Origin of the sequence: Streptomyces liliiviolaceus (assembly GCF_018070025.1) — a bacterium.
Taxonomy (GTDB): domain Bacteria; phylum Actinomycetota; class Actinomycetes; order Streptomycetales; family Streptomycetaceae; genus Streptomyces; species Streptomyces liliiviolaceus.
Window position 1 is genome coordinate 6174225 of sequence record NZ_JAGPYQ010000001.1, and the last position, 23958, is coordinate 6198182.

The 23958-nt window shown below is 72.7% G+C and carries 22 protein-coding genes; 14 read left to right on the top strand and 8 right to left on the bottom strand.

From position 1 onward, the window contains the following. Positions 1-83: 83 nt before the first annotated feature. From J8N05_RS26920 to J8N05_RS26935, 4 genes are all read left to right on the top strand, one after another. Entirely contained in the window at positions 84-1553 is a 1470-nt protein-coding gene (locus tag J8N05_RS26920; protein ID WP_210886988.1) for an amidase, read from the top strand. Between the two features lie 10 nt (positions 1554-1563). Then, entirely contained in the window at positions 1564-1782 is a 219-nt protein-coding gene (locus J8N05_RS26925; RefSeq protein WP_199854866.1) for a hypothetical protein, read from the top strand. A 145-nt stretch (positions 1783-1927) separates the two neighbouring features. Continuing rightward, positions 1928-3424, top strand: a complete 1497-nt coding sequence (locus J8N05_RS26930) for a flotillin family protein (RefSeq protein ID WP_247706507.1) — start codon at positions 1928-1930, stop codon at positions 3422-3424. Positions 3425-3576: 152 nt separating this feature from the next. After that, positions 3577-4023, top strand: coding sequence for a type II toxin-antitoxin system PemK/MazF family toxin (locus J8N05_RS26935; RefSeq protein ID WP_210886992.1), 447 nt, complete (start codon positions 3577-3579; stop codon positions 4021-4023). On the opposite strand, the gene J8N05_RS26940 is transcribed toward J8N05_RS26935, so the two are convergent. Then, complete coding sequence (locus tag J8N05_RS26940) at positions 4008-4868, bottom strand: TIGR02452 family protein (RefSeq protein ID WP_210886995.1); 861 nt, start codon at positions 4866-4868, stop codon at positions 4008-4010. The two genes, J8N05_RS26935 and J8N05_RS26940, sit on opposite strands and share 16 nt — an antisense overlap. 258 nt (positions 4869-5126) lie before the next feature. Here J8N05_RS26940 and egtA point away from each other — a divergent pair, with 258 nt between their 5' ends. The 5 genes from egtA (at position 5127) to J8N05_RS26965 (ending at position 10023) form a co-directional block, all read left to right on the top strand. Continuing rightward, a complete protein-coding gene (egtA, locus tag J8N05_RS26945) occupies positions 5127-6506 on the top strand; it encodes an ergothioneine biosynthesis glutamate--cysteine ligase EgtA (protein ID WP_210886998.1) in 1380 nt (459 codons plus the stop codon). Further along, positions 6503-7849, top strand: a complete 1347-nt coding sequence (gene egtB, locus J8N05_RS26950; RefSeq protein ID WP_210887001.1) for an ergothioneine biosynthesis protein EgtB — start codon at positions 6503-6505, stop codon at positions 7847-7849. The genes egtA and egtB overlap by 4 nt, the downstream gene beginning before the upstream one ends. Next, complete coding sequence (gene egtC / locus J8N05_RS26955) at positions 7849-8724, top strand: ergothioneine biosynthesis protein EgtC (protein ID WP_210887004.1); 876 nt, start codon at positions 7849-7851, stop codon at positions 8722-8724. The genes egtB and egtC overlap by 1 nt, the downstream gene beginning before the upstream one ends. Beyond that, positions 8721-9683, top strand: a complete 963-nt coding sequence (gene egtD / locus J8N05_RS26960) for an L-histidine N(alpha)-methyltransferase (protein WP_210887006.1) — start codon at positions 8721-8723, stop codon at positions 9681-9683. Before egtC ends, egtD begins: the two co-directional genes overlap by 4 nt. A 124-nt stretch (positions 9684-9807) precedes the next feature. After that, positions 9808-10023: a dodecin gene (locus J8N05_RS26965; RefSeq protein WP_107019416.1), complete on the top strand. Its 216-nt coding sequence runs from the start codon at positions 9808-9810 to the stop codon at positions 10021-10023. Between the two features lie 148 nt (positions 10024-10171). Here J8N05_RS26965 and J8N05_RS26970 read toward each other — a convergent pair whose 3' ends face one another. From J8N05_RS26970 to J8N05_RS26980, 3 genes are all read right to left on the bottom strand, one after another. Next, positions 10172-10660, bottom strand: a complete 489-nt coding sequence (locus J8N05_RS26970; protein ID WP_210887009.1) for a phosphatase domain-containing protein — start codon at positions 10658-10660, stop codon at positions 10172-10174. A 76-nt stretch (positions 10661-10736) separates the two neighbouring features. Continuing rightward, complete coding sequence (locus J8N05_RS26975; RefSeq protein WP_247706508.1) at positions 10737-11528, bottom strand: sulfite exporter TauE/SafE family protein; 792 nt, start codon at positions 11526-11528, stop codon at positions 10737-10739. Positions 11529-11678: 150 nt separating this feature from the next. After that, complete coding sequence (locus J8N05_RS26980) at positions 11679-12734, bottom strand: LacI family DNA-binding transcriptional regulator (protein ID WP_210887012.1); 1056 nt, start codon at positions 12732-12734, stop codon at positions 11679-11681. Between the two features lie 136 nt (positions 12735-12870). Here J8N05_RS26980 and J8N05_RS26985 point away from each other — a divergent pair, with 136 nt between their 5' ends. The 3 genes from J8N05_RS26985 (at position 12871) to J8N05_RS26995 (ending at position 15724) form a co-directional block, all read left to right on the top strand. Further along, complete coding sequence (locus J8N05_RS26985; RefSeq protein ID WP_210887015.1) at positions 12871-13632, top strand: SDR family oxidoreductase; 762 nt, start codon at positions 12871-12873, stop codon at positions 13630-13632. A 71-nt stretch (positions 13633-13703) separates the two neighbouring features. Then, positions 13704-14708 carry a Gfo/Idh/MocA family protein gene (locus J8N05_RS26990; protein ID WP_210887018.1) on the top strand — a complete coding sequence of 335 codons (1005 nt, stop codon included), beginning with the start codon at positions 13704-13706 and terminating at the stop codon, positions 14706-14708. Next, positions 14705-15724 (top strand): Gfo/Idh/MocA family protein, encoded by a 1020-nt coding sequence (locus tag J8N05_RS26995; RefSeq protein ID WP_210887021.1) that lies wholly within the window; start codon positions 14705-14707, stop codon positions 15722-15724. The genes J8N05_RS26990 and J8N05_RS26995 overlap by 4 nt, the downstream gene beginning before the upstream one ends. 42 nt (positions 15725-15766) lie before the next feature. On the opposite strand, the gene J8N05_RS27000 is transcribed toward J8N05_RS26995, so the two are convergent. Beyond that, the gene (locus J8N05_RS27000; protein WP_210887024.1) at positions 15767-16654 is read right to left on the bottom strand and encodes a sugar phosphate isomerase/epimerase family protein; all 888 of its coding nucleotides are present in this window, start codon (positions 16652-16654) and stop codon (positions 15767-15769) included. Positions 16655-16855: 201 nt separating this feature from the next. Between J8N05_RS27000 and J8N05_RS27005 the strand changes: the two genes are divergently transcribed. Next, positions 16856-17872 carry an LLM class flavin-dependent oxidoreductase gene (locus J8N05_RS27005; RefSeq protein WP_210887027.1) on the top strand — a complete coding sequence of 339 codons (1017 nt, stop codon included), beginning with the start codon at positions 16856-16858 and terminating at the stop codon, positions 17870-17872. A gap of 146 nt (positions 17873-18018) precedes the next feature. Continuing rightward, positions 18019-20394 carry an ATP-binding cassette domain-containing protein gene (locus J8N05_RS27010; protein ID WP_210887030.1) on the top strand — a complete coding sequence of 792 codons (2376 nt, stop codon included), beginning with the start codon at positions 18019-18021 and terminating at the stop codon, positions 20392-20394. Here J8N05_RS27010 and J8N05_RS27015 read toward each other — a convergent pair. From J8N05_RS27015 to J8N05_RS27025, 3 genes are all read right to left on the bottom strand, one after another. Beyond that, positions 20382-21902 (bottom strand): acyl-CoA synthetase, encoded by a 1521-nt coding sequence (locus J8N05_RS27015; RefSeq protein ID WP_210887033.1) that lies wholly within the window; start codon positions 21900-21902, stop codon positions 20382-20384. The genes J8N05_RS27010 and J8N05_RS27015 overlap by 13 nt on opposite strands. 33 nt (positions 21903-21935) lie before the next feature. Continuing rightward, positions 21936-22775: a lysophospholipid acyltransferase family protein gene (locus tag J8N05_RS27020; RefSeq protein ID WP_247706766.1), complete on the bottom strand. Its 840-nt coding sequence runs from the start codon at positions 22773-22775 to the stop codon at positions 21936-21938. A 233-nt stretch (positions 22776-23008) separates the two neighbouring features. After that, positions 23009-23779, bottom strand: a complete 771-nt coding sequence (locus J8N05_RS27025) for a GNAT family N-acetyltransferase (RefSeq protein ID WP_210887036.1) — start codon at positions 23777-23779, stop codon at positions 23009-23011. Positions 23780-23958 lie beyond the last annotated feature (179 nt).

The following is a 23958-nucleotide window of genomic DNA, read 5'->3' on the forward strand; positions in this document are numbered from 1 at the left end:
CATCCGGAGGTTACCGTTCGGTAGACATCGTGCTCCCGGAGGTGGCAGCCCCCTATGACGCCCAACCGTGTACGCAGGCCCGCATGACGTCCGCCCGTCCTGCGGGGCTCGCGGAGCGCGCCCGCGCCCTGGCCGAGGGCTCGGTGTCCTCGCGGGCGCTCGTCGAGGAGGCCCTCGCCAGGATCGCGGCGACCCAGGGCACCCTGAACGCCTTCCGGCTGGTGCGCGCCGAGGCCGCGCTCGCGGAGGCCGACGCCGCCGACGAGGAACTGGCGGCGGGGGGTCACCGGCCGCTGCTCGGGGTGCCGGTGGCGGTCAAGGACGACATGGACGTGGCGGGCGAGCCGACGGCCTTCGGCTGCCGCGGCGCGTTCCCGCCGGTCACCGAGGACGGCGAGGCGGTACGCCGGCTGCGGGCGGCCGGTGCCGTGATCGTCGGCAAGACCAACACCTGCGAGCTGGGACAGTGGCCCTTCACCGAGGGCCCGGCCTTCGGCGACACCCGCAACCCGTGGCACACCGGGCACACCCCGGGCGGCTCGTCCGGCGGCTCGGCCGCCGCCGTCGCGGCGGGCCTGGTCCCCGCCGCGCTGGGCTCGGACGGGGCGGGCTCGGTGCGCATCCCCGCGGCCTGGACCCATCTGATCGGCATCAAACCGCAGCGCGGCCGGATCTCGACCTGGCCGCGCCCGGAGTCCTTCCACGGCATCACGGTCAACGGCACGCTGGCCCGTACCGTCGAGGACGCGGCGCTGCTCCTGGACGCGGCGAGCGGCAGCCACGCAGGCGATCTGCACCGCCCGCCCGCGCTGCGCACCACGGAAGCAGTGGGCCGGGATCCGGGCCGGCTGCGGATCGCGCTGTCGCTGAAGCCTCCGTTCACGGCGGTGCCCGCGCGACTTCGCCCCGACGTACGGGCCCGGGTCGTCGCCCTCGCGGAACGGCTGGCCGCGCTCGGGCACGAGGTCGAGGAGGCCGACCCGGCGTACGGGCGGATCGGTCTCGCGTTCGTGCCGCGCGCCACCGCCGGGATCGCCGAGCGCGTGCGGGACGTGCCCGACCCCGCCCTCCTCGACCGGCGTACCCGGGAGGCGGCCCGGCTCGGGCGGCTGCTCGGCGGGGCCCCGCTGCGGGCCGCCCGGCGCGCCGAGGCACGGCTGCACCGGCGGATCGGGGCGCTCTTCGAGACGTACGACGTGGTCCTCGCGCCGACGACGGCCGCTCCGGCGCCGCGCATCGGGGCGCTGCACGGGCTGAGCGGCTTCGGCACCGACCGGGCCATGATCGCCGCGTGTCCGTACGCCTGGCCGTGGAACGTGCTGGGCTGGCCCGGGGTGAACGTCCCGGCGGGCTTCGTCGACGGCTCCCTGCCCGTGGGCGCCCAACTCCTCGGCCCAGCGCACAGCGAGCCGCTCCTCGTCTCGCTCGCCGCGCAACTGGAGGCGGACCAGCGGTGGTCCGAGCGGTGGCCGGGCAGCGCGACGGTTCGCGAACCGGTCGACGGCGTACCGGAGTTCGGTCCGCACGCCGGTCCATGGTCCGTGGGCCCGTAGGCTTGGTGTCATGGACGACGCGTCGATGGTGGGGCTCATGGGGCGGGTCACCGGCACGGTGGGGCCCGGGCTCGTCGGCGAGGTGATCGTCCGGGTGCGCGGCGGCGCCGAGCACTTCCTCGCGTACGCCGCTTCCTCGAAGGACCGCATCGAGTCGGGCACGGTCGTCATGGTGGTGGAGTACCTGCCGCCGCGCACGGTCTACGTGTCGCCCGCGTACGACAGTTGAAGCCGGCGCGGGCGCCATGACCATGTGAGCGTGTCGTACGTATCAAGGATGTCCCAAGGACGCGTCGGGCTCTGTACCCACGGCTCCGCGCGGGCGCACACTCCCTTCGTTCGGTGCCGACAGGGCACCAGGCAACAGGGGGCGAATGCCGATGATCGTCGGCGTCGTGGCGGGGGCAGCGGTCCTCGCGCTCGTTTTCATCGTGGTGGTCTTCAAGCTCATGTGGCGGGTCGCGGAGCCCAACGAAGCTCTGATCATCTCCGGTTCGAAGCATCGGATGGAGGGCCTTGAGGAGGGCATGGGCTTCCGTATCGTCACCGGCCGCGGCACGCTCGTGCTGCCGGGCGTCCAGGCGGTGCGCAAACTCTCGCTCGACCTCAACGAGACCGAGCTGTCCGTGGACTGCGTGACCCACCAGGGCATTCCGCTCAAGGTGCGGGGCGTGGTCATCTTCAAGGTGGGCGACGACTTCGTGTCGATCGCCAACGCGGGGCGCCGCTTCCTCGACCAGCAGAAGCTGATGTCGGAGCGGGTGCACAACGTGTTCGCCGGTCATCTGCGTTCCATCGTCGGCGGGTTGACCGTCGAGGACATGATCCGCGACCGGGACAAACTCACCGGGCAGACCCGTGCCGCGTGCGGTACGGAGATGGAGAAGCTCGGGCTGATCGTCGACTCGCTGCAGATCCACGAGATCGAGGATCCGACGGGGTACATCAAGAACCTGGCCATGCCGCACGCGGCGGCCGTCCAGCGGGACGCCCGGATCGCGCAGGCCGAGGCCAACCGGCTGGCCACCGAGGCCGAGCAGCAGGCCTCCGCGCGGATGGCGGAGGCGACCCGGGACAGCGAGATCCTGCAGGCCGGGTACCAGGCGGAGCGCGACAACGCCGCGGCCAAGTCGCGGCAGGCCGGGCCGCTCGCCGAAGCGAGGGCCCGCCAGGAGGTCGTGGTCCAGGAGACCCGCGTCGCCGAACTGAAGGCGCACCGGCGCGAACAGCAGCTGCAGGCGGACGTCCGCAAGCCCGCGGACGCGAAGGCGTACGAGAAGCGCACGCTGGCCGAGGCGGAGCGCGATGTGCGGATCTCCGCGGCGCAGGCCAAGGCGAAGGAGACGGAGCTGGCCGCCGCGGCGGAGGCCACGCGGGTCAAGACGGCCGCCGGCGCCGAGGCCGAGGCCACGAAGGCGCGGGGCGCCGCCGCCGCTACGGCGACCCGGGCCACGGGTGAGGCGGAGGCCGCCGCCGCGCAGGCCAAGGGGATGGCGATCGCCGAGTCCACGCGGGCGAAGGGGCTCGCCGAGGCGGAGGCCATCGCCGCGCGGGCCGCCGCGCTCGCCGAGAACCAGGAGGCCGTGGTCGCGCAGCAACTCGCGGAGAACTGGCCGGAGATCGTGAAGGCCGGTGCGGGGGCGTTCGGGAACGTCGAGCACATGGTGCTGCTGAACGGGGCCGAGGGGATGTCGGACATGTTCACCAAGGCGCTGACCATGGGTGGGACGGGGCTCGGGCTCGCCCGGCAGTTGCTCGCGTCCATGAACGCGAACGGGCGGGTGGGTGCGGAGGGTTCACCTGTGAACGGGTTCGGCCCCGGGGGTGCCGGGAGTGCCTCGAAGAGGGTGCCTGTGGATGGGGAGGCGTAGCGGCGCCGTCGGGGTGGATGTTCGGTGACGGGTGCGGGTCCGCTGTGGCTGGTCGCGCAGTTCCCCGCGCCCCTCAACGCGGCGGTTGCCCGTGCCCCTGGCTGGAAAGGGGCGCGGGAATCGCCACAGGAGGCGCGGGTTAACGTGTCGCTGTGACTGCTTCTGCCGAGCGAGATGTTCCTGGGCGCTTCGGGCCCTCCGCCACCGTCGAGGCCGATCCGCGGCGGGTCGGGGTCGTGCGGACCGAGTACTCCCCCGCGCACGACGGCGACCCGGACCCGGGCGAGATCGTGTGGACGTGGGTGCCCTACGAGGAGAACGACGGGCGGGGCAAGGACCGGCCCGTGCTGGTGGTCGCCCGCGAGGGTGCCGACACGTTCCTCGCCGTGCAGTTGTCGAGCAAGGGGCACGACGGCGACCGGGAGTGGGTGCCGATCGGCAGCGGGCCCTGGGACCGGTCCGGGCGCGACTCGTGGGTGGACGTGGACCGGGTGCTGCGGCTGCACGAGAAGGGGATGCGCCGGGAGGCGTGCGCGCTGGACCGGATGCGGTTCAACCTGGTGGTGCACCGGCTGCGGGAGCGCTACGGCTGGCGCTGAACGGGCCTGAACGCCTGCTCGAAGGCCGTCCGGACCACCGCTCCCCTCGTCCGGTCCAGGACGCCGAAGACGACGTGCTCGAAGGTGCCGGAGAAGCGTCCGCCGTCCCCGAGGAGCGTGGCGAAGGTGCTCGCCACCTGCGCCGGGTCGTTCTGGAACACTCCGCAGCCCCAGGCACCCAGCACCAGCCGGCGGTAGCCGTGCGCCGCGGCCGTCTCCAGGACGCGCTCGGCGCGGGAGGCGAGGGCGCGCGGCAGCTCGGACACGCGCTCCGGCGTGGTGCGCTTGATCACTCCGGCGTTGGGTGCGGCGGCCGTGAGGAATCCGGCGGTGTACGGCTCGTCGAGGAACGCTCCCCGGTCGTCGCGGAAGACCGGGACGGCCGGTGAGTGGATCACCCGGTCGGTGTAGAAGGCGTCGCGGTGTGTCCGGTGGTGGTCGTAGAACGCCCGGACCTCCACCACGCACGTGTAGAGCGCGGAGGCCCGGCACAGGGCTTCCTCCTGGGCCTGGGCGCCGTTCAGATAGCCCCCTCCGGGATTGCGTGCCGAGGAGAAGTTCAGCACCGCGACCGGGCCGGTCAGCCGGCGGGCCGCTTCCAGGCTGCTCTCGCCCGTGACCTCGAAGAACGTGTCCCCGGAGGGCGCGGTCGCGGAGGACGCGCTCGCGGGGTCCGGAACGAGGCCCACCGACCCCACCGGCTCCGGGCCGTACATGCGGGTGCCTGCACGGGCGGCGGCCACCGCCGCGGCGATCGACACCTCGCGCCCGTCGGACGCGCGGTACGAACCCGCCGCGACGATCTCCTCCGTCTGCCGTGCGATCGCGCGCAGCCGTGCGCTCATGGCGCCACCCCTGTAGGCGCCGTGCTCGCGCCCCGCGCGATCTCCCCCGGTACCTCTGTCGCATCCCCCGTCGTGCTCATGAACGCATGGTGAGCGATCCTGGTCAGGAGTCGCAACAGAGTTTCACGCACCCAAAAGCGGCGATACGCACCCTTGTGCGAACCGGCTCAAGGGTCTTGGGTGGGACGAGCGTCTGTCGGGCCGGCCCATCCGAAGCCGGACCCGACGGCATGGATGGAATCTCAGGAGGATCCCGACATGTCCGATTCGGTGAGTGACTGTACGGAGCCACGCCGCTCCGCCGTCACCGAGGCCGAAGTGGAGGCACTGGTCCGCGGCATATGCTTCAAGACCGGACCGCCCCGCTTCCTCGGTGTGGAACTCGAATGGCTCGTCCACGAGCCGCGCTCCCCGCGGCTCCCCGTACCACCTGAACGTCGCGAAGCGGCCTACGCCGCAGTGCGGGCCCTGCCCCTGAGTTCGTCGGTCACCGTCGAACCGGGCGGACAGCTGGAGCTCAGCTCCGCACCCGCCGCCTCCCTGATGGAGTGCATCGCCTCCGTCTCCGCCGACCTCGACGCCGTACGCGGTGTACTGCGCGAGGCGGGTCTCGCCCTCTGCGGACTGGGCCAGGACCCCTGGAACGAACCCACCCGGTTCCTCCATGAGCCGCGTTACGACGCCATGGAGACCTGTCTCGACCGTGCGGGCCCCGAGGGCCGCGCCATGATGTGCTCCTCCGCCTCCGTGCAGGTCTGCCTGGACGCCGGGTACGAGGAACCGGGACCGCTCGGTCTCGGGCGGCGCTGGTGGCTGGCCCATCAGCTGGGCGCGGTGCTGGTGGGCGCCTTCGCCAATTCCCCGATGGCCCGGGGCCGGCCCACGGGCTGGCGCTCCACCCGGCAGTCCCTGTGGGCCGCGATGGATCCGGGCCGCACCAGCGCCCCGCCCCTCGACGGCGACCCGCGGGCCGCCTGGGCCCGGCACGTCCTGGACGCGCCGGTGATGTGCGTCCGCGCGCCCAGCGGCCCCTGGGACGTACCGGAGGGGCTGACCTTCCGGGAGTGGACCCGGTCCGGCGCTCCGCCCGGCCGGGAGGACCTCGACTACCACCAGACGACCCTGTTCCCGCCGGTGCGGCCGCGCGGGCATCTGGAGCTGCGCATGATCGACGCGCAGCCGGGCGACCACGGCTGGATCGTGCCGCTGGCCGTGACGACGGCGCTGTTCGACGACCCGGAGGCCGCCGAGACGGCCTACCGGACGGTGAAACCGCTCGCCGAGCGGGCCGGCTCGCTGCCCGCCCCGCTCAACCCGCTGTGGACGACCGCCGCCCGCTCGGGCCTGGCCGACCCGGAGCTGCGGGAGGCGGCCACGACCTGTTTCGCGGCGGCGGCCGACGCGCTGCCCAGGATCGGCGCGAGCACCGAGGTGCAGCAGGCGGTCGCGGAGTTCGCCGACCGCTATGTCGCCCGGGGCCGCTGCCCCGCCGACGACCTGCTGGACCGTGCCGCCGACTCCGGCCATCCGGAGCACGGGGTGCTTCTCGGCACGGAACAGGCCGCGGGGCAGAGCGCAGGACACAGCACGGAACAGCACACAGAACACCTGCTCAGCGGGAAGGACTTCCGCCCATGACCGACCCCGGTACCGGCACCACGTTCGACGACCCGGAGGCGCTCAGGAAGCGTGCGCTGGCGGCGCTGCTCACGGCACGCGAGCGCACGGCACTGCTGACCTCCTGCGTCGAGGACCCCGAACTGACCGCTCAGCACTCGCCGTTGATGTCCCCGCTGGTGTGGGACCTCGCGCACATCGGCAACCAGGAGGAGCTGTGGCTGTTGCGGACGGTCGCCGGCCGTGACGCGCTGCGGCCCGACATCGACGGCCTGTACGACGCCTTCGAGCACCCGCGCTCCGAGCGGCCCTCGCTTCCGCTGCTGCCGCCCGCCGAGGCCCGTACCTACGCGGCCGAGGTACGCGGGCGGGCGCTGGACATCCTGGAGAGCACCGCGTTCGAAGGCACCGGCGCCCGGCTGACCGAGGCCGGGTTCGCCTTCGGCATGATCGCCCAGCACGAACAGCAGCACGACGAGACCATGCTGATCACCCATCAGCTCCGCAAGGGCCCGGTGGCCCTGACGGCTCCGGACCCGATACCCGTACCCGCGTTCACCGGACCGGCCGAAGTACTGGTCCCGGGCGGCCCGTTCACGATGGGCACGTCCACCGAGCCGTGGGCGCTGGACAACGAACGGCCGGCGCACGCGCGTCTGGTGCCGCCGTTCTTCATCGACACCACCCCGGTGACGAACGAGGCGTACCAGGCGTTCATCGCGGACGGCGGCTACACCGACCGGCGCTGGTGGGCGCCGGAGGGCTGGGCCCACATCCGGGAACACTCCATCGGGGCGCCGCTGTTCTGGCGCCGCGACGGCGGGCAGTGGCTGCGGCGGCGCTTCGGCGCCACCGAGGTCGTACCGCCCGACGAGCCCGTCCTGCACGTCAGCTGGTACGAGGCCGACGCGTACGCGCGCTGGGCGGGGCGGCGCCTGCCCAGCGAGGCCGAGTGGGAGAAGGCGGCCCGGCACGACCCGGAGACCGGCCGCTCGACACGCTATCCGTGGGGCGACGCCGACCCCACGCCGGAGCATGCCAACCTCGGCCAGCGCCATCTGCGCCCGGCGCCGGCCGGCAGCTATCCGGCGGGCCAGTCGCCGCTCGGCGTACGGCAGTTGATCGGTGACGTGTGGGAGTGGACGTCCAGCGAGCTGCTCCCCTATCCGGGCTTCCACGCCTTCCCGTACAAGGAGTACTCGGAGGTGTTCTTCGGGTCGGAGCACAAGGTGCTGCGCGGCGGCTCGTTCGCCGTGGACGCGGTGGCCTGCCGGGGGACGTTCCGCAACTGGGACTATCCGGTGCGGCGGCAGATCTTCTCCGGGTTCCGTACCGCCCGGGACGCCGGCCCGGACAGCGTCTGATGTGCCGTCATCTGGCATACCTGGGGCCCGAGGAGCCGCTGGGACGGCTCCTCGTGGACCCGGCCCACAGCCTGTACCGCCAGTCGTGGGCGCCCCGGCGCCAGCGGTACGGGACCGTCAACGCCGACGGTTTCGGCGTCGGCTGGTACGCCGAGGGCGACCCGGTACCCGGGCGCTACCGGCGTACCGGGCCGATCTGGGGCGACCGGTCCTTCGCCGACCTGGGGCGGGTGGTGCGCTCGGGCGCGCTGCTCGCCGCGGTGCGGGACGCGACGCTGGCGGGGGCGGACGGGGAGGCCGCGGCGGCGCCGTTCGCCGCGGACACCTGGCTGTTCAGCCACAACGGCGCGATCGCGGGCTGGCCGCGTTCGCTGGCGCCGCTGGCCGGGACGCTGCCCGCGGCGGAGCTGCTGTCGATGGAGGCGCGCTGCGACTCGGCGCTCGTCTGGGCGCTGGTCCTGAACCGGCTGCGGGGCGGTGACGAGGAGGGCCAGGCCCTCGCCGACACGGTCCTCGACGTGGCGGCGGCGGCCCCCGGCTCCCGTCTCAACCTGCTGCTCACCAACGGCGAAGTGATCGCCGCCACCGCCTGGGGCGACACGCTCTGGTATCTGACCGAGCCCGGCCGGCGCACCGTCGTCGCATCCGAGCCGTACGACGACGATCCGCACTGGCAGGAGGTGCCGGACCGCACGCTGCTCGCGGCGAGCCGCACGGACGTCCTGCTCACCCCGCTCAAGGACATCGACGCGCCCGTGGCATCCGTGGCATCCGTGGCGAACGCTTCCGCCCCGGGCACTCCTGCTTCGAGCACGTCCGTACCGAGCACGTCCGTACCGAGCGCATCCGTTCCGAGCAAGGAGCCCCGTACGTGAGTCCGTTCCTGGTCACCCGCACGCTGCCCGAGGACGCCACGGACGCCGCCCTGCGGGCCGACGTCCTGCACGGCCTGACCCGCACGCCGAAGACGCTCCCGCCCAAGTGGTTCTACGACGCGCTGGGCAGCGAGCTCTTCGAGAAGATCACCGCGCTGCCCGAGTACTACCCGACCCGTGCCGAGCGCGAGATCCTCGTCGCGCGGGCGCCGGAGATCGCCGCGGCGACCGGCGCGCGCACGCTCGTCGAGCTGGGCTCGGGCTCGTCCGAGAAGACGAAGCACCTGCTCGACGCGCTGGCCGCCCTGCACACCTATGTGCCGGTGGACGTGAGCGAGAGCGCGCTCAGGCAGGCCGGTGAGGCGCTGGCCGTCGAGCGGCCCTCGCTCGACGTGCACGCGCTGATCGCCGACTTCACCGGTGGTCTGACGCTGCCCGACACACCCGGTCCGCGGCTCGTCGCGTTCCTGGGCGGCACGCTCGGCAATCTGCTGCCCGCCGAACGTGCCTCGTTCCTGGCGTCGGTACGGTCGCTGCTGTCGCCCGGCGACGCCCTGCTCCTCGGCACCGACCTGGTGAAGGACGAGTCGGTGCTCGTCGCCGCCTACGACGACGCGGCGGGGGTGACGGCCGCGTTCAACAAGAACGTCCTGAGCGTCGTCAACCGCGAACTCGGCGCGGACTTCGACCCCGACGGGTTCAGCCATGTCGCCCGCTGGAACGCCGAGGAGGAGTGGATCGAGATGCGGCTGCGCGCCCTCGCGGCCGTGACCGTCAAGATCCCCGCGCTCGACATCGCCGTGGAGTTCGCCGAGGGCGAGGAGATGCGCACCGAGGTGTCGGCGAAGTTCCGCGAGGCGGGCGTCCGCGCGGAACTGGCCGCGACCGGACTGGAACTCACCCACTGGTGGACGGACGCCGAGGGGAGGTTCGCGCTGTCGCTGAGCACGGCCCGGTGAACCGCACCGGACCGCAGCCCGCCGGAACCCGTGTCCCCCGGGCCCCCATCTCGCGGTCCCCCGTCTCCTGGGGCACCGTGGAACGACACGTGGCACACGGGCCACGGCGGAGAGGAGCACCCGCATGTCCGACCACACCTACCGGGTCACCGAGATCGTCGGAACCTCGCACGAGGGCATCGACCAGGCGATCCGCAACGGCGTCTCCCGGGCCTCGCAGACCCTGCGCAACCTCGACTGGTTCGAGGTCACGCAGGTGCGCGGGCAGATCGAGAACGGGCAGGTCAAGCACTACCAGGTCGGCCTGAAGGTCGGCTTCCGCCTGGAGGACTCGGCCTGACGGCCACCCGTGTCCGACGAGCATGAGCACGAGCACCAGCACATGACGTGCACCGGTTGACGTGCACCGGCCCCTCCCGCACGTCCGGGAGGGGCCGGTGCACGTCACATCCGCACGTCGTATCCGCACGTCACGTCATGTCCGCCCGTCACGTCCGCCCGTCGCGCTCCTGCGCTTCCGCAAGCGCCGCCGACGCGGCGGCCCAGCGGGCCCGTACGACGGTGAACCCGGCCCGTTCGGCGTCCGCGCACACCAGCTCGTCGTCGTCCACGAGCACCCTGATCTCGCGGTTGCGGGCCAGCTCCTGGAGGATCTGCAGCTTGGTGCGCCGGGCGGGCCTGCGGTCGTCGTCGCGCCGCATCCGGATCCGGCCCTCGGGCAGGCCCTGGGCGGCGATCCAGGCCACCGTCTCCTTGCGGCAGCGCTCGGGCCGCCCGGTCAGATAGAGGACCTCGCACTCCTCGGCGTACTCCAGGGCCAGCGCCACACCCTCGGCCAGCGGTGGATCGTGCGGCGCCGCGGCGAAGAAGGCGTCCCAGTTCCGCGGCTTCCGCTCCAGGAACCGCTGCCGGTGCGCGGTGTCGGCGAGCGTGCCGTCGAGGTCGAAGACGGCGAGGGGCGTGCTGTTGTTCGTCACAGCGGCCACCCTAGAACGCCGCTCCGGTCGTTCCAGGCCCCGCTTCGGCCTGCCTCGGGACGCCGCTCTCGCGCGTTCAGGACGCGGTCGCGTCCCGCCACAGGGTCCACGCGAGTCCGAGGCCGGCGAGCGCGATCGCGATGCGCAGGGGCGCCTCGGGCAGCCGCCGTACGACCGCGGGTCCCATCCAGGCGCCCGCGAAGCAGCCCACGCCGAGGGTGACGGCCGCGCCCCAGTCGACCGGGGCGAGAAAGGCGTAGGCGACGGCCGCGGTGACGTTGGCCGCGCCGGTGGCGATGTTCTTGACCGCGTTGGTCACCGGCAGCGGTTCCGTCGCGGACAGGGAGAGCACGGCGAGCATCAGGACGCCCGCCGCGGCGCCGAAGTAGCCGCCGTACAGACCGACCAGCAGCACGGCGCAGCTCAAGGGGAGGCCGGGTACGGAGGAGGCCGGCCCGGCGCTGAAGCGCGCGGTCAGCCGCCGCAGGGGCTCGCGGACGAGGATCAGCACCGAGCCGAGGGCCACGAGCCACGGTACGACCAGCTCGAACGTCGAGGAGGGGGTGCCGAGGAGCAGGGCGGCGCCGATCGCCCCGCCCAGCGCCGCCGCGAGGGCCAGCCGGATCAGCCGGGCGCGTTGCCCGCGCAGTTCCACCCGGGCCCCCACCGCGCTTCCCACGGTGTTGGAGAAGAGCGCCACGGTATTGGTGACGTTGGCCGCCACGGGCGGCAGGCCCGCGGCGAGGAGCGCGGGGTAGCTGAACAGCGAGGCCAGACCGGCGATGGAACCGGCGAGCCCGGAGGCGACACCGGCGGCGAGGAGCAGCAGGACGCGGCCGGAGTCGATCCCGGCGATGAGCGCTTGCACGTGACCCTCTTGTCTCCACGGGTGCGGTGGCGTCCTGGCCCGCCACACGCTGTCGTTCCACCCTATAGACATCATCTACATATGCAGACGGCGGGGGTCCGGGCGGACTCGTCCGAGGTCCCGTCCCGTGTGGAGCCCGCGGCGCGGGCGTCAGACGCCGGACGGCCCGGACGACGCGAGCGGCACACCCGGCGGCATGTTGTACGGCGTGACCACCTGGATCGCCGACGGCAGGAAGGGGCCCTCGTCGGGAAGCGCCTTGTGCGCGCGCATGATGGTCTGGCAGGCGCGCCGCATGTCCTGGCGCAGGTCGTGGTGGAGCACGGCGGACAGCCGGCGTTCCCGCAGGAAGCCGGTGTTGTCGTGATCCAGGTCGTGGGCGATGAACACCGCGCACTCCCGCCCGAGGAGGCCGAACGCGTCGAGGGTCGCCGCGTTGCCGCCGCCGGCCGAGTAGACGGCGATGACGTCCTCGTCCCGCTTGAGGGCGTCCAGGACGAGGTCCCGCTGGGTGGCGTCAAGGCCGTCGCTGTCGGTGACCTCCACCAGGGATCGTCCGGGCTGCGCGCTCCGCATCGCGCTGCGGAAGCCCATCTCCCGCTCCTCCTCGCCGCGGAAGGAGCCCCGGCTGATCGTGGCGAGCACGTTGCCGGGACGGTCGCCGAGCCACTGGCCGATGAGATAGGCGGCGGTGGCGCCCGCCGCCCGGTTGTCGATCCCCACGTACGCCATGCGCGCGCTGCTGGGCAGGTCGCTCACCAGCGTGACGACGGGGATGCCCGCCGCGACCAGCCGGCTGACGGCGGCGACGATCTCCGGCAGGTCCGGCGCCTTGAGGATCACTCCCTGCGAGCCGCGCTTGGCGATCTTGTCCAGGGTCGCGACCAGGTCGGAGGCGGGGCAGGTCTCCCGGAAGTGGAAGCGCGAGCGCACCACGGCGGGGTGCAGGGACGGCAGCTCCGCCTCCAGGGCGTCCCGTACGGCGGTGGAGAACCGCTCCGGCGTCTGCATCACGATGTCGATCATGAAGGTGCGGCCGCCGATGCGGACCTGGGTCCGCTGGCGGTCCAGGTCCTTGACGGCCTGGCGCACCTCCATGACCGTGCTCTCCCGTACGCCCCCGCGGTCGTTGAGGACGCGGTCGACCGTGGCCTCGCTCAGACCGGCCTGCCGGGCGATCTCCCTGATCGGATATGGATGGCGCACGACGGCCCCCGCTGCGAATGACGGACTTTTGATGGGTCTCTGCGGATTGTATGACGGCCCTTCGTTCACAAGACTGACAGTGGCGCCGCCGGAGCCGCAGCCTGGGAAGCCTCAGCCGAAGGAGAACAACGCACTCATGGGACTTCTTGAGGACAAGGTCGTCCTCGTCAACGGCGGCAGCCAGGGGGTGGGCGCGGGGATCGTCCGGGCGGCCCTGCGCGAGGGCGCGACCGTCGTCTTCACCGGACGCCGGGCCGAGGTCGGCGAGAAGCTCGCCGCGGACACCGGCGCCCGCTTCGTCCGCGCCGACCTGGCGGACGCGGCGCAGGCCCGCGAGAGCGTCGTCCGGACCGTGGACACGTACGGGCGTATCGACTGCCTGGTCAACGCGGCGGGGCTCACGTCACGCGGTTCGCTCCTGGACACCACGCCGGAACTGTTCGACGCGCACATGGCGATCAATCTGCGGGCGCCGTTCTTCGCGATGCAGGCCGCCGTCACCGACATGACGGCCCGCGAGGCGCCCGGCACGGTCGTGAACATCATCTCGAACTGCGCGCACGGCGGCCCGCCGCATCTGGCGCCGTACTCCACGGCGAAGGCCGGTCTCGCGGGGCTCACCCGCAACGCGGCCCACGCGCACCGCTGGGACCGGATCCGGATCAACGGCCTGAACATCGGCTGGACGGACACCGAGGGCGAGGACGCCACCCAGCGCGCCTTCCACGACGCGGGTGACGACTGGCGGGAGAAGGCCGCGGCGGGCCTGCCGATGGGCAGACTCGGGCAGGTCGACGAGATCGCCGACTTCGTCGTCCTCCTGCTCTCCGATCGCAGCGGTGTGGTGACCGGCTCGGTCATCGACTGGGACCAGACCGTCTTCGGCGGGCTCGACTGAACCGCCCCGCGGGTCGAACCTCCGGGTTGGACCCCTGGGCTGAACCATTGGGTTGAAGGAGCAAGATTCGCATGCGTATTGGCATCATGGGGCTGGGCCGGATCGGCGCGTTCCACGCGGAGACCCTGGCCGGGCTGGAAGCGGTCGACTCGCTCGTGGTCACCGACTCGGTCGCCGCGGCGGCCTCCTCGGCGGCGGAGCGGTTCGGGGCGACCGCGGTGGACTCCCCGGACGCGGTGTTCGCCGCCGGGGTCGACGGAGTCGTGATCGCCGCCGCGACCGACGCCCACCCCGAACTCCTCCTCGCCGCCGTCAAGGCGGGCATCCCGGTCTTCTGCGAGAAGCCCGTGGCCCGCGGTGTCGAGGAGAGCCTCGAAGTGCTGCGCGCGGTGGAGGCCGGCGGGGTCGAGGTGCACATCGGCTACAACCGGCGCTTCGACGCGGGCTGCGTGGCCGCGCGCCAGGCCGTGGTGAGCGGTGAACTCGGCCTGCTGCACACCGTGCGGTCCACCACCCTGGACCCCGCGCCGCCGCCCGCCGCGTACGTGGCCGTCTCCGGCGGCATCTTCCGCGACTGCAGCGTGCACGACTTCGACATCGTCCGCTGGGTCACCGGCCGCGAGGTCGTCGAGGTGTACGCGACCGGCGGCAACCGGGGCGCGGACTTCATCGCGGCGGCGGGCGACGTCGACACCGCCTCCGCGCTGCTCACCTTCGACGACGGTACGATCGGCGTCATCTCCAACTCCCGCCACAACGCCCGCGGTTACGACGTCCGTCTGGAGGTGCACGGCATGCTGGACAGCATCGCGGTGGGCCTGGAGGACAAGCTGCCGCTGCGGTCCGTCGAGCCCGGGGCCACCTTCCCCGCCGGTCCCCCGCACCACTTCTTCATGGACCGCTTCGCCGCCGCCTACCGCGCCGAACTCACCGCGTTCACCGAGGTCGTGGCGGGCTCCCGGCCCTCCCCCTGCACCGTGGCCGACGCCCTCGAAGCGAGCTGGATCGCGGAGGCCTGCACGCTGTCGCTGCGCGAGCGCCGGCCCGTACGACTGGAAGAGGTGCGCACGGCATGACGGAGGAACCCCTGCGGATCGGTGTGCTGGGCGCGGCCCGTATCGCCGAGCTGTCGATCGCCGGACCGGCCCGGGTGACCGGCCACCGCCTCGTGGCGGTGGCCGCCCGCGACCGGTCCCGCGCCGAGGCCTTCGCCGCCGAGCACGACGTCGAACGGGTCCTGGACTCGTACGCCGACGTCGTCGACGACCCGGCGGTCGAGGTCGTCTACAACCCCCTCGCCAACGGCCTGCACGCGCCCTGGAACCTCGCCGCGCTCGCCGCGGGCAAGCATGTGCTCACCGAGAAGCCCTCCGCGAGCAACACCGAGGAGGCCGTCGAGGTCCGGGACGCCGTCGCCAAGGCCGGCACGGTCTTCATGGAGGGCTTCCACTATCTGTTCCACCCGGTCACCCGGCGCCTGCACGAGCTGCTGGAGAGCGGGGAGCTGGGCGAACTGCGGCATGTGGAGACCACGATGGTCATGCCGGCGCCGCCGGACACCGACCCGCGCTGGTCGCTGCCCCTGGCGGGCGGCGCCCTGATGGACCTGGGCTGCTACAGCCTGCACGCCCAGCGGGTGCTCGCCCCCTGGGCGGGCGGGGTGCCGCGGCTCGTCGCGGCGCGCGGCGGCGAACAGCCGGGCGCCCCGGGGGTCGACGAGTGGCTGGACGCCGAGCTGGAGTTCCCGGGCGGCGCCACCGGTACCGCCCGCTGCCACATGGCGCACGACGGATGGGAGATGAGCTGCCGGATCGTGGGCTCACTCGGTGAGGCGACGGCGGTGAACTTCGTGCAGCCGCATCTGGACGACCGGGTCCGGGTCCGTACGGCCTCGGGCGAGCGCGTCGAGATGCTCGGCCGCCGGTCCTCGTACACCTATCAGCTCGAAGCGTTCGCGGCGCATCTGCGCCGGGGCGCGCCGCTGCCGCTGGACGCCGATGACGCGCTCGCCACGATGCGCCTCATCGACGACTGCTACCGGGCCGCGGGCTTCCCGCTCAGGCCGCGGACGGTTCTTCCGTCCACGGCCTGAGCGGTCTCGCCTCTTCCTTTTCCTGGCTGCCTCAGCGCGGTATCACCCTTGTGCGTCGCGGAGCACCGAGCGCAGGAATTCCGCGCTGCTCCACACGTCGTCGACGGGCCCCTTGCCGGCGGGCTCGTCGGTGAGGATGGTGTCCTGCTCCAGGACGTACCAGCCGTCGTAGCCGCGCGCCCCGAGGTGGCTCACGATGGCCCGGACGTCCACGTCACCGGCGCCGAGCGGCCGGTACATGCCGTCCCGGACGGCGTCCGTGTAGCTGAGGCGGCCCGACCGGACCTTGGCGGCGAGGGCGGCGTCCACGTCCTTCATATGGGTGTGGGCGATCCGCTCGGGGGCCTGCCGGGTCAGCTCGGCGGGGTCGGTGCCGCCGATGAGCAGGTGGCCGGTGTCGAGGCAGAGCGAGATCGCGGAGTGCTCCAGCACCCGCTGGACCTCCTCGCCGTTCTCGACCATCGTGCCGACGTGCGGGTGCAGTACCGCCTGTACGCCCCGTTCGGCGGCCAGCGCGGTCAGGCGGTCCAGGTTGGAGAGCAGCAGCTTCCAGCCGTCGGCGTCCAGCTCCGGGCGGGAGTCGTACCCGTCCTGCCCCGTGACGGCCGACAGGACGAGGACGTCGGCCCCGGACGCGGCATAGCTCTCCAGGAGCGTGTCGACCTCGGGCAGCGGATCGTGCCCGGGTACGTGCAGCAGCAGCGGGGTGAAGCCGCCGACCGCCTGGAGGTCGTGGTGGGCGAGGACCTGCGCCATGGCCGCCGGCTCGCCGGGCAGAAAGCCCTCGGGCCCGAACTCGGTGGCGGCGAGGCCGACCTCGCGCATCTCCTTCAGCACGCGCTCGGGCGTCAACTGGTAACCCCAGTCGGGTACTTCGCATACGCCCCACGAGATGGGCGCACCGGCGATCCGCGGTGATCGAGTGTCCATGGCGCAACGTTAAGTGCATCGCGGCCCAAAAATGAAGGGGTCGATCCCTCAGCGGGGCCTCACCGTGTCCATCTTTTTCCCGTCATTCGTCACCCTCCCGGAACGCGCGCGGAAGAAATCGGCGAAACGACTGTTGAGACTGACGAAGGAGCACATCCCTTCCACCCCATTCCTTCCAGCGGAGAGGCCGGCGGAGAAGCCATGACGCACCAGCAGGACCACCGGACCCGCTTCTCCGTCCTCGACCGCTCACGCACCCGGGAGGGCCACAGCGCCCCCGAGGCGCTGCGCGACACCGTCCGGCTGGCGCGCGAGCTGGAGGGGCTCGGCTACCACCGCATCTGGGTCTCCGAGCACCACGGCGTGCCGGGCGTCGCCGGTTCCGCGCCGACCGTCCTGGCCGCCGCGGTCGCCGCCGCGACCCGCTCGATCCGGGTGGGCACGGGCGGGGTGATGCTGCCCAACCACCAGCCCTTGGTGGTGGCGGAACAGTTCGGCGTCCTGGAATCCCTCTTCCCCGGCCGTATCGACATGGGTCTCGGCCGGTCCGTGGGGTTCACGGACGGCGTACGCAGGGCGCTGGGCCGGGACAAGGACGTGGCCGACGACTTCGCGGCGCAGCTCGACGAGCTGCTGGGCTGGTTCCGCGGCACCTCGCCGACCGGGGTGCGCGCACGCCCCGCCGAGGGCCTGACCGTGCCGCCGTTCGTGCTGGCCATGGGCGAGGGCGCGACGATCGCCGCCCGGGCCGGGCTGCCCATGGTGATCGGCGACCTCAGGAACCGCGAGAAGATGCGCCGCGGCGTCGACCACTACCGCGAGACGTTCCGGCCGTCCGTGTGGGCGTCGGAGCCGTACGTCGTCATCTCCGGCACGGTCGCGGTCGCGGGGACGCCGGAGGAGGCACGGCGGCTGCTGCTGCCGGAGGCGTGGTCGATGGCCTACTCACGCACGCACGGTACGTTTCCGCCGCTGCCGTCCGCCGAGCGGGTCGAGTCGCTGACGCCGGCGATGACGGAGAAGGAGCGGGGCTTCTACGAGGCCGGGCTCCTGGGTCATGTCGCCGGGACCGAGGAGCAGGTCGCCCATGAGCTGGCGACGGTGATCAAGGAGACCTCCGCGGACGAGGTGCTGGTCACGACCAGTACGTACGACCGGGCGGGGCTGGTGGACTCGTTCCGGCGGTTGGCGCGGGTCGTGGGGCTGCGGCCCGTGTGAGTGTCGCATCGGGGCGGCCTGGGCTGTGGGGTGTCTGCGGGCCGTCCGTGGCTGGTCGCGCGGTTCCCCGCGCCCCTTACGGGCGCGCCCTGCCGCACCGTGCATCATCGGTACTGCCCCGCTCGCCGTACCTCTGGAGTCACCCCATGCACAGCCCCCATGACCCGTACGTCCGTGTGCGGGGTGCCCGTGAGCACAATCTCCAGGGGGTCGACGTCGACATTCCGCGGGATGTGCTGGTGGTGTTCACGGGGGTGTCCGGGTCCGGGAAGTCGTCGCTGGCCTTCGGGACGATCTACGCGGAGGCCCAGCGGCGGTACTTCGAGTCCGTGGCCCCGTACGCGCGGCGGCTGATCCATCAGGTGGGGGCGCCGAAGGTCGGCGACATCAGCGGACTACCGCCCGCGGTGTCGCTCCAGCAGCGGCGGTCGACGCCCACCTCGCGCTCCTCGGTGGGTACGGTCACCAACCTCTCGAACTCCCTGCGGATGCTGTTCTCGCGCGCCGGGCACTATCCGCCGGGCGCCGAACGCCTCGACTCGGACTCCTTCTCTCCGAACACGGCCGCCGGGGCCTGCCCCGAGTGCCACGGGCTCGGCCAGGTGCACCGCACGACCGAGGAACTGCTGGTCCCCGATCCGGCGCTGTCGATCCGGGAGGGCGCGATCGCCGCGTGGCCGGGCGCCTGGCAGGGCAAGAACCTCCGCGACGTCCTCGACGCGCTGGGCCACGACGTCGACCGGCCGTGGCGCGACCTGCCCGCCGAGCAGCGCGAGTGGATCCTCTTCACGGACGAGCAGCCGGTCGTGACGGTCCATCCGGTACGGGACGCCGACCGCATCCAACGCCCGTACCAGGGCACGTACATGAGCGCACGCCGCTATGTCCTGAAGACGTTCGCGGACTCCAGGAGTCAGACGCTGCGGGCGAAGGCGGAGCGGTTCCTCGCCGCGACGCCCTGTCCGCTGTGCGGCGGCAGCCGGCTGCGGCCCGAGGCGCTGGCGGTGACCTTCGCGGGCCGGACCATCGCGGAACTGGCCGCGCTGCCGCTCGTGGAACTGGCCGGCTCCCTTGCCGGTCACGACGGTTCGGAGACGGCCCGTGTCCTCACGGAGGACCTGCTCGCCCGTATCTCCCCCGTCACCGAACTGGGCCTCGGCTATCTCAGCCTCGCCCGGTCGACCCCGACGCTGTCGGCGGGCGAGCTGCAACGGCTGCGCCTGGCCACGCAGTTGCGCTCCGGCCTCTTCGGAGTCGTGTACGTGCTGGACGAACCGTCCGCCGGACTGCACCCGGCGGACACCGAGGCCCTGCTCACGGTCCTGGACCGGCTGAAGGCGGCCGGCAACTCGGTGTTCGTCGTGGAGCACAGCCTCGACGTCGTGCGCGGCGCCGACTGGCTGGTCGACGTGGGCCCGAAGGCGGGCGAGCACGGCGGGCGGGTGCTGCACAGCGGTCCAGTGGCGGAGCTTGAGCGCGTCGCCGCGTCCGCGACGGGCCGGTTCCTCTTCGACCGCTCCCCCGCTCCGGTACGCGAAGTCCGTTCGCCACGTGGCTGGTCGAAGGTCGGGCCGGTGAACCGTCACAACCTGCGCGACACGACCGCCGAGTTCCCCCTGGGCGTGTTCACCGCGGTCACCGGTGTCTCCGGGTCGGGCAAGTCCACGCTCATCGGGGAGATCACGGAGCGACTGCCTGGGGTGGGACGGCTGGTGAGCGTCGACCAGAAGCCCATCGGCCGTACGCCCCGCTCGAATCTGGCCACGTACACGGGTCTCTTCGACGTGGTGCGCAAGGTCTTCGCCGGGACCGAGGAGGCGGGCAGCCGCGGCTACGGGGTCGGCAGGTTCTCGTTCAACGTCCCGGGCGGGCGCTGCGAGACCTGCCAGGGCGAGGGGTTCGTCAGCGTCGAACTGCTCTTCCTGCCGAGCACCTACGTGCCCTGCCCGGACTGCGGCGGAGCGCGCTACAACCCCGGGACGCTCGAAGTGACGTACCGGGAGAAGAACATCGCGCAGGTGCTGGACCTGACGGTCGAGGCCGCCGCCGGCTTCTTCGCGGACACCCCGGCCGTGGCCCGCAGTCTCGCCACGCTCCTCGACGTCGGCCTCGGCTATCTGCGGCTCGGCCAGCCCGCGACCGAGCTGTCCGGCGGCGAGGCGCAGCGCATCAAGCTGGCGAGCGAACTCCAGCGCGTACGCCGGGGCCACACGCTCTATCTCCTCGACGAGCCGACGACCGGTCTGCACCCGGCCGATGTCGAGGTGCTGATGCGGCAGTTGCACGGTCTGGTCGACGGCGGGCACAGCGTCGTGGTCGTGGAGCACGACATGGCGGTGGTGGCGGGCGCCGACTGGGTGATCGACCTGGGCCCGGGCGGCGGTGACGCGGGCGGACGGATCGTGGCGGCGGGACCTCCGGCAGAGGTCGCGCGGGCGGCGGGGAGCGCCACGGCTCCGTACCTCGCGCGTGCGCTGCCCCGGAGCGGCCCGCTGGAGCCGGACGGCTCTCAGTCCCAATAGGCCTGGCGCAGCTTGGACTTGGCCAGTTTGCCCGTGGGTGTGCGCGGCAGGGCGTCCGTGAAGTCCACGCTGCGGGGTGCCTTGTAGTGGGCGATGCGGTCGCGGACGAAGTCGAGGAGTTCGCGGGCCAGTCGCGGTCCGGGGGTCGCGCCGGGGGCCGGCTGGACGACGGCCTTGACCGCCTCGCCCATCTCCGGGTCCGGTACGCCGACGACCGCCACGTCGGCGACCTGGGGGTGCAGGGTGAGGCAGTCCTCGATCTCCTGCGGGTAGATGTTCACGCCGCCGGAGATGATGGTGAACGCGCGGCGGTCGGTGAGGAAGAGGTAGCCGTCCTCGTCGACGTGCCCGATGTCCCCGGTGGTCGTCCAGTTGGGGTGTTCGGGGTGCTGCGCCTGCCGGGTGCGGGCCTCGTCGTTGTGGTAGCGGAACGGGAGTTCGTCGCGCTCGAAGTACACGGTCCCGGTCTCGCCCACGGGCAGTACTTTGCCGTCGTCGTCGCAGATCCGCAGCTCGCCGAGGAAGCCGCCGCGGCCCACCGTCCCGGGCTTGCGCAGCCACTCCTCGGGACCGACGAAGGTGATCCCGTTGGCCTCGGTCGCCGAGTAGTACTCGTACAGGACGGGTCCCCACCAGTCCATCATCCGGCGTTTGACCTCGACGGGGCAGGGTGCGGCGGCGTGGACGGCGACCCTCGTCGACGACACGTCGTACGCGTCGCGCACCTCGTCCGGCAGCTTCAGCATCCGTACGAACATGGTGGGCACCCACTGGCTGTGCGTGATCCGGTGCTGTTCGATCGCGGCCAACGCGGCGCGCGGGTCGAAGGAGTCGAGGGAGTTCATGAGGACGACCGTGCCGCCGGTCGCGGTCACCACGAAGCTGAAGCGCAGGGGCGCCGCGTGGTACAGCGGGGCCGGGCAGAGGTAGACGGTGTCCTCGCCGAAGCCGTACATGGGCTGGAAGAGCAGTTGGTACATGCTCATCTCCTCGCGGACGTCCCCCTCGGGGAGCGTCGGCGCGATGCCTTTGGGCAGGCCCGTGGTGCCGGAGGAGTAGAGCATGTCGACGCCTCGCGGCTGATGGGCCGGTGGTTCGGGTGAGGCACCGGCGAGGGCCCGCTCGTACGAGCCGTCGTCGAAGTTCAGATGCAGTGCGGTGTCCGGCGCCAACTCGCGCACAGCGCGTCCGAGTTCGGCGAGGGGGGCCGAGACGATGAGCGCCCTCGCCCCGCAGTCGCGGACGATGTAGGCGGCCTCGTCGGCGGTCAGGTGGTGATTGACCACGGTCAGGTAGAAGCCGGAGCGCAGCGCCGCCCAGTAGACCTCCAGGACGCGCGGGTCGTTGTCGGCGAGGAGCGCCAGATGGTCGCCGACGCGCAGTCCGGCGGACCGCAGATGGTCGGCGAGCCGCAGGGAGCGGTCCTCCAACCGGCCGTAGGTGAGGGTACGGCCGCCGTCGGCGGTGACGACGGCCGTCCTGGCGGGGTCGTACGCTCCGGGGTACATGCGGGGACGGTACCCCGGTTAGGTGACGGTCCGTCAGAGGTGTGCGTGCGCTTCCGTGTGCACGCGAGCGCGGGTGACCGGGTGCACGGCACAGCCGGAGTGGACGGCGACCGTTTCGGCGGCGCGGGCGAGGGTCCGCCGGTCGGGGGCGGAGCCCGGCGGGAGCACCGGCCCGACCCGCACCTCGGCTACGAGGTCGCGGGCCGACACGACCCGCCACACCGAGGTGAGCAGCGAGTCGCTGCCCACGAACGCGGGTGCGGTGCTCACCGCGCCCCCGTCGTACCGGTAGTGCAGGCGCACCGGCTGGACGGCGGCGTCGGCGTCGAGGGCGGCCTGGAAGGCGGCCCGGCGGAACCGGCCCTGGGCCCGGCCGCACCAGGTGCTCCCCTCGGGAAAGACCACGACCGCCCCGCCGGCGCGCAGGGACCGCGCGATCCGCCCGACCGTCTCGGGCAGCGCGCGCAGCCGGTCGCGGTCGATGAACAGCGCGCCGCTGCTCGCGGTGAGCGCCCCGGCCACGGGCCACTGCCGGATCTCCGCCTTGGCGAGCATCCGGGCGGGCCGGACGGCCGCGAGCAGCGGGATGTCGAGCCAGGAGATGTGGTTGGCCACCAGCAGCAGGCCGCCGGTGGGCGGGGCCGCGCCGGTGATCCGCAGCCGTACGCCCGCGGCGCGCACGATCGTCCGGCACCACCGTCTGATGAGCCGGTCGCGCAAGGCCGCGGGAACCCGCGCGACGGCCGGGATCAGCGCGATCCCGGTGGCGACGACGACGAGCAGCGAGACCAGTCGCAGCACGGCACGCGGCACGGCGGCGACCGCCCGTACGGACTCCACGCAGGCCCCCGGGGTGCACGGGGCACTGGGCAGCCACGCGCTCGCCGGAGAGGTGGCCGGAGTGCCCGCCGGAACGGTGACCGGACGTGCCCCGGACGGGCGTGTCCCGGCAGGGCGGGTGGCGGCCGGTGAGCCCGAGCCGCCGCGGCGCGGGCTCGGCACCTTTCCGGTACCCGGGCCCAGGAGGGAGGTACCGCCGGGGCCGGCATAGGTCGCCGAGCCGCCCCGGCGGGGACGCAGGATCACCCCCATGCGGGACGCGTTCATCACGCGGGCACGAGGGAGAGGAAGTGCCGCAGATAGCGCGGGTTGACCCGGCGCATCGACAGCAGCACGTACAGGTCGGCGACGCCGAAGTCCGGGTCGTGGGCCGGCTCGGCGCAGACCCAGGCGCCCAGGCGCAGATAGCCGCGCAGGAGCGGGGGCAGTTCGGCGCGGCCCGCCCGGGCGACGCCTGCGGAGTTCCAGGGCAGCAGCGGCCGTACGCGGTACTCCTCGGGCGCGAGGTGCTTGTCCCGCACCCGGTCCCAGGTGCCCGCGGCGAGAGTGCCGCCGTCTGCGAGCGGGATGGAGCAGCAGCCCGCCAGCCACTCGTGGCCGCCGTCGACCATGTAGCGGGCGATGCCGGCCCAGATCAGGCCGATGACGGCGCCGTCGCGGTGGTCGGGGTGGACGCAGGAGCGGCCGACCTCGACGAGGCCGGAGCGGATCGCCGCGAGGGGACCGAGGTCGAACTCGCTCTCCGAGTAGAGCCGTCCGGCGACTGCGGCGCGCTCGGGCGGCAGCAGCCGGTAGGTGCCGACGACCTGGCCGGTCGTGGTGTCGCGCACGAGCAGGTGGTCGCAGTACGCGTCGAAGGCGTCGACGTCCAGGCCCGGCTGCGAGGTGGCCAGCAGGGCGCCCATCTCCCCGGCGAAGACGTCGTGGCGCAGTCGCTGTGCGTCCCGGACGTCGGACTCGTCGCGGGCGAGGGTGACGGTGTAGCGGGTGGGTGCCGTCGACAGTGGGGGGCTGTCGAGCGTGGAAACGCCGGTCATGGCTCTCTCCTGGTCACAGGCCGGATGCGGCGGAGCGGCGCGACGGACCGTGGTGTATCGGTCCGTGCGCTCCTGTTCTTCCGACGCCGGCTGACCGCCGAGTAACCCACGGAGAGAGCGCGAGTGTGAGCTTGCTGAATGCCAGGGGTGGCGCCCGCTCGGGGGCGCGGGGAACTGCG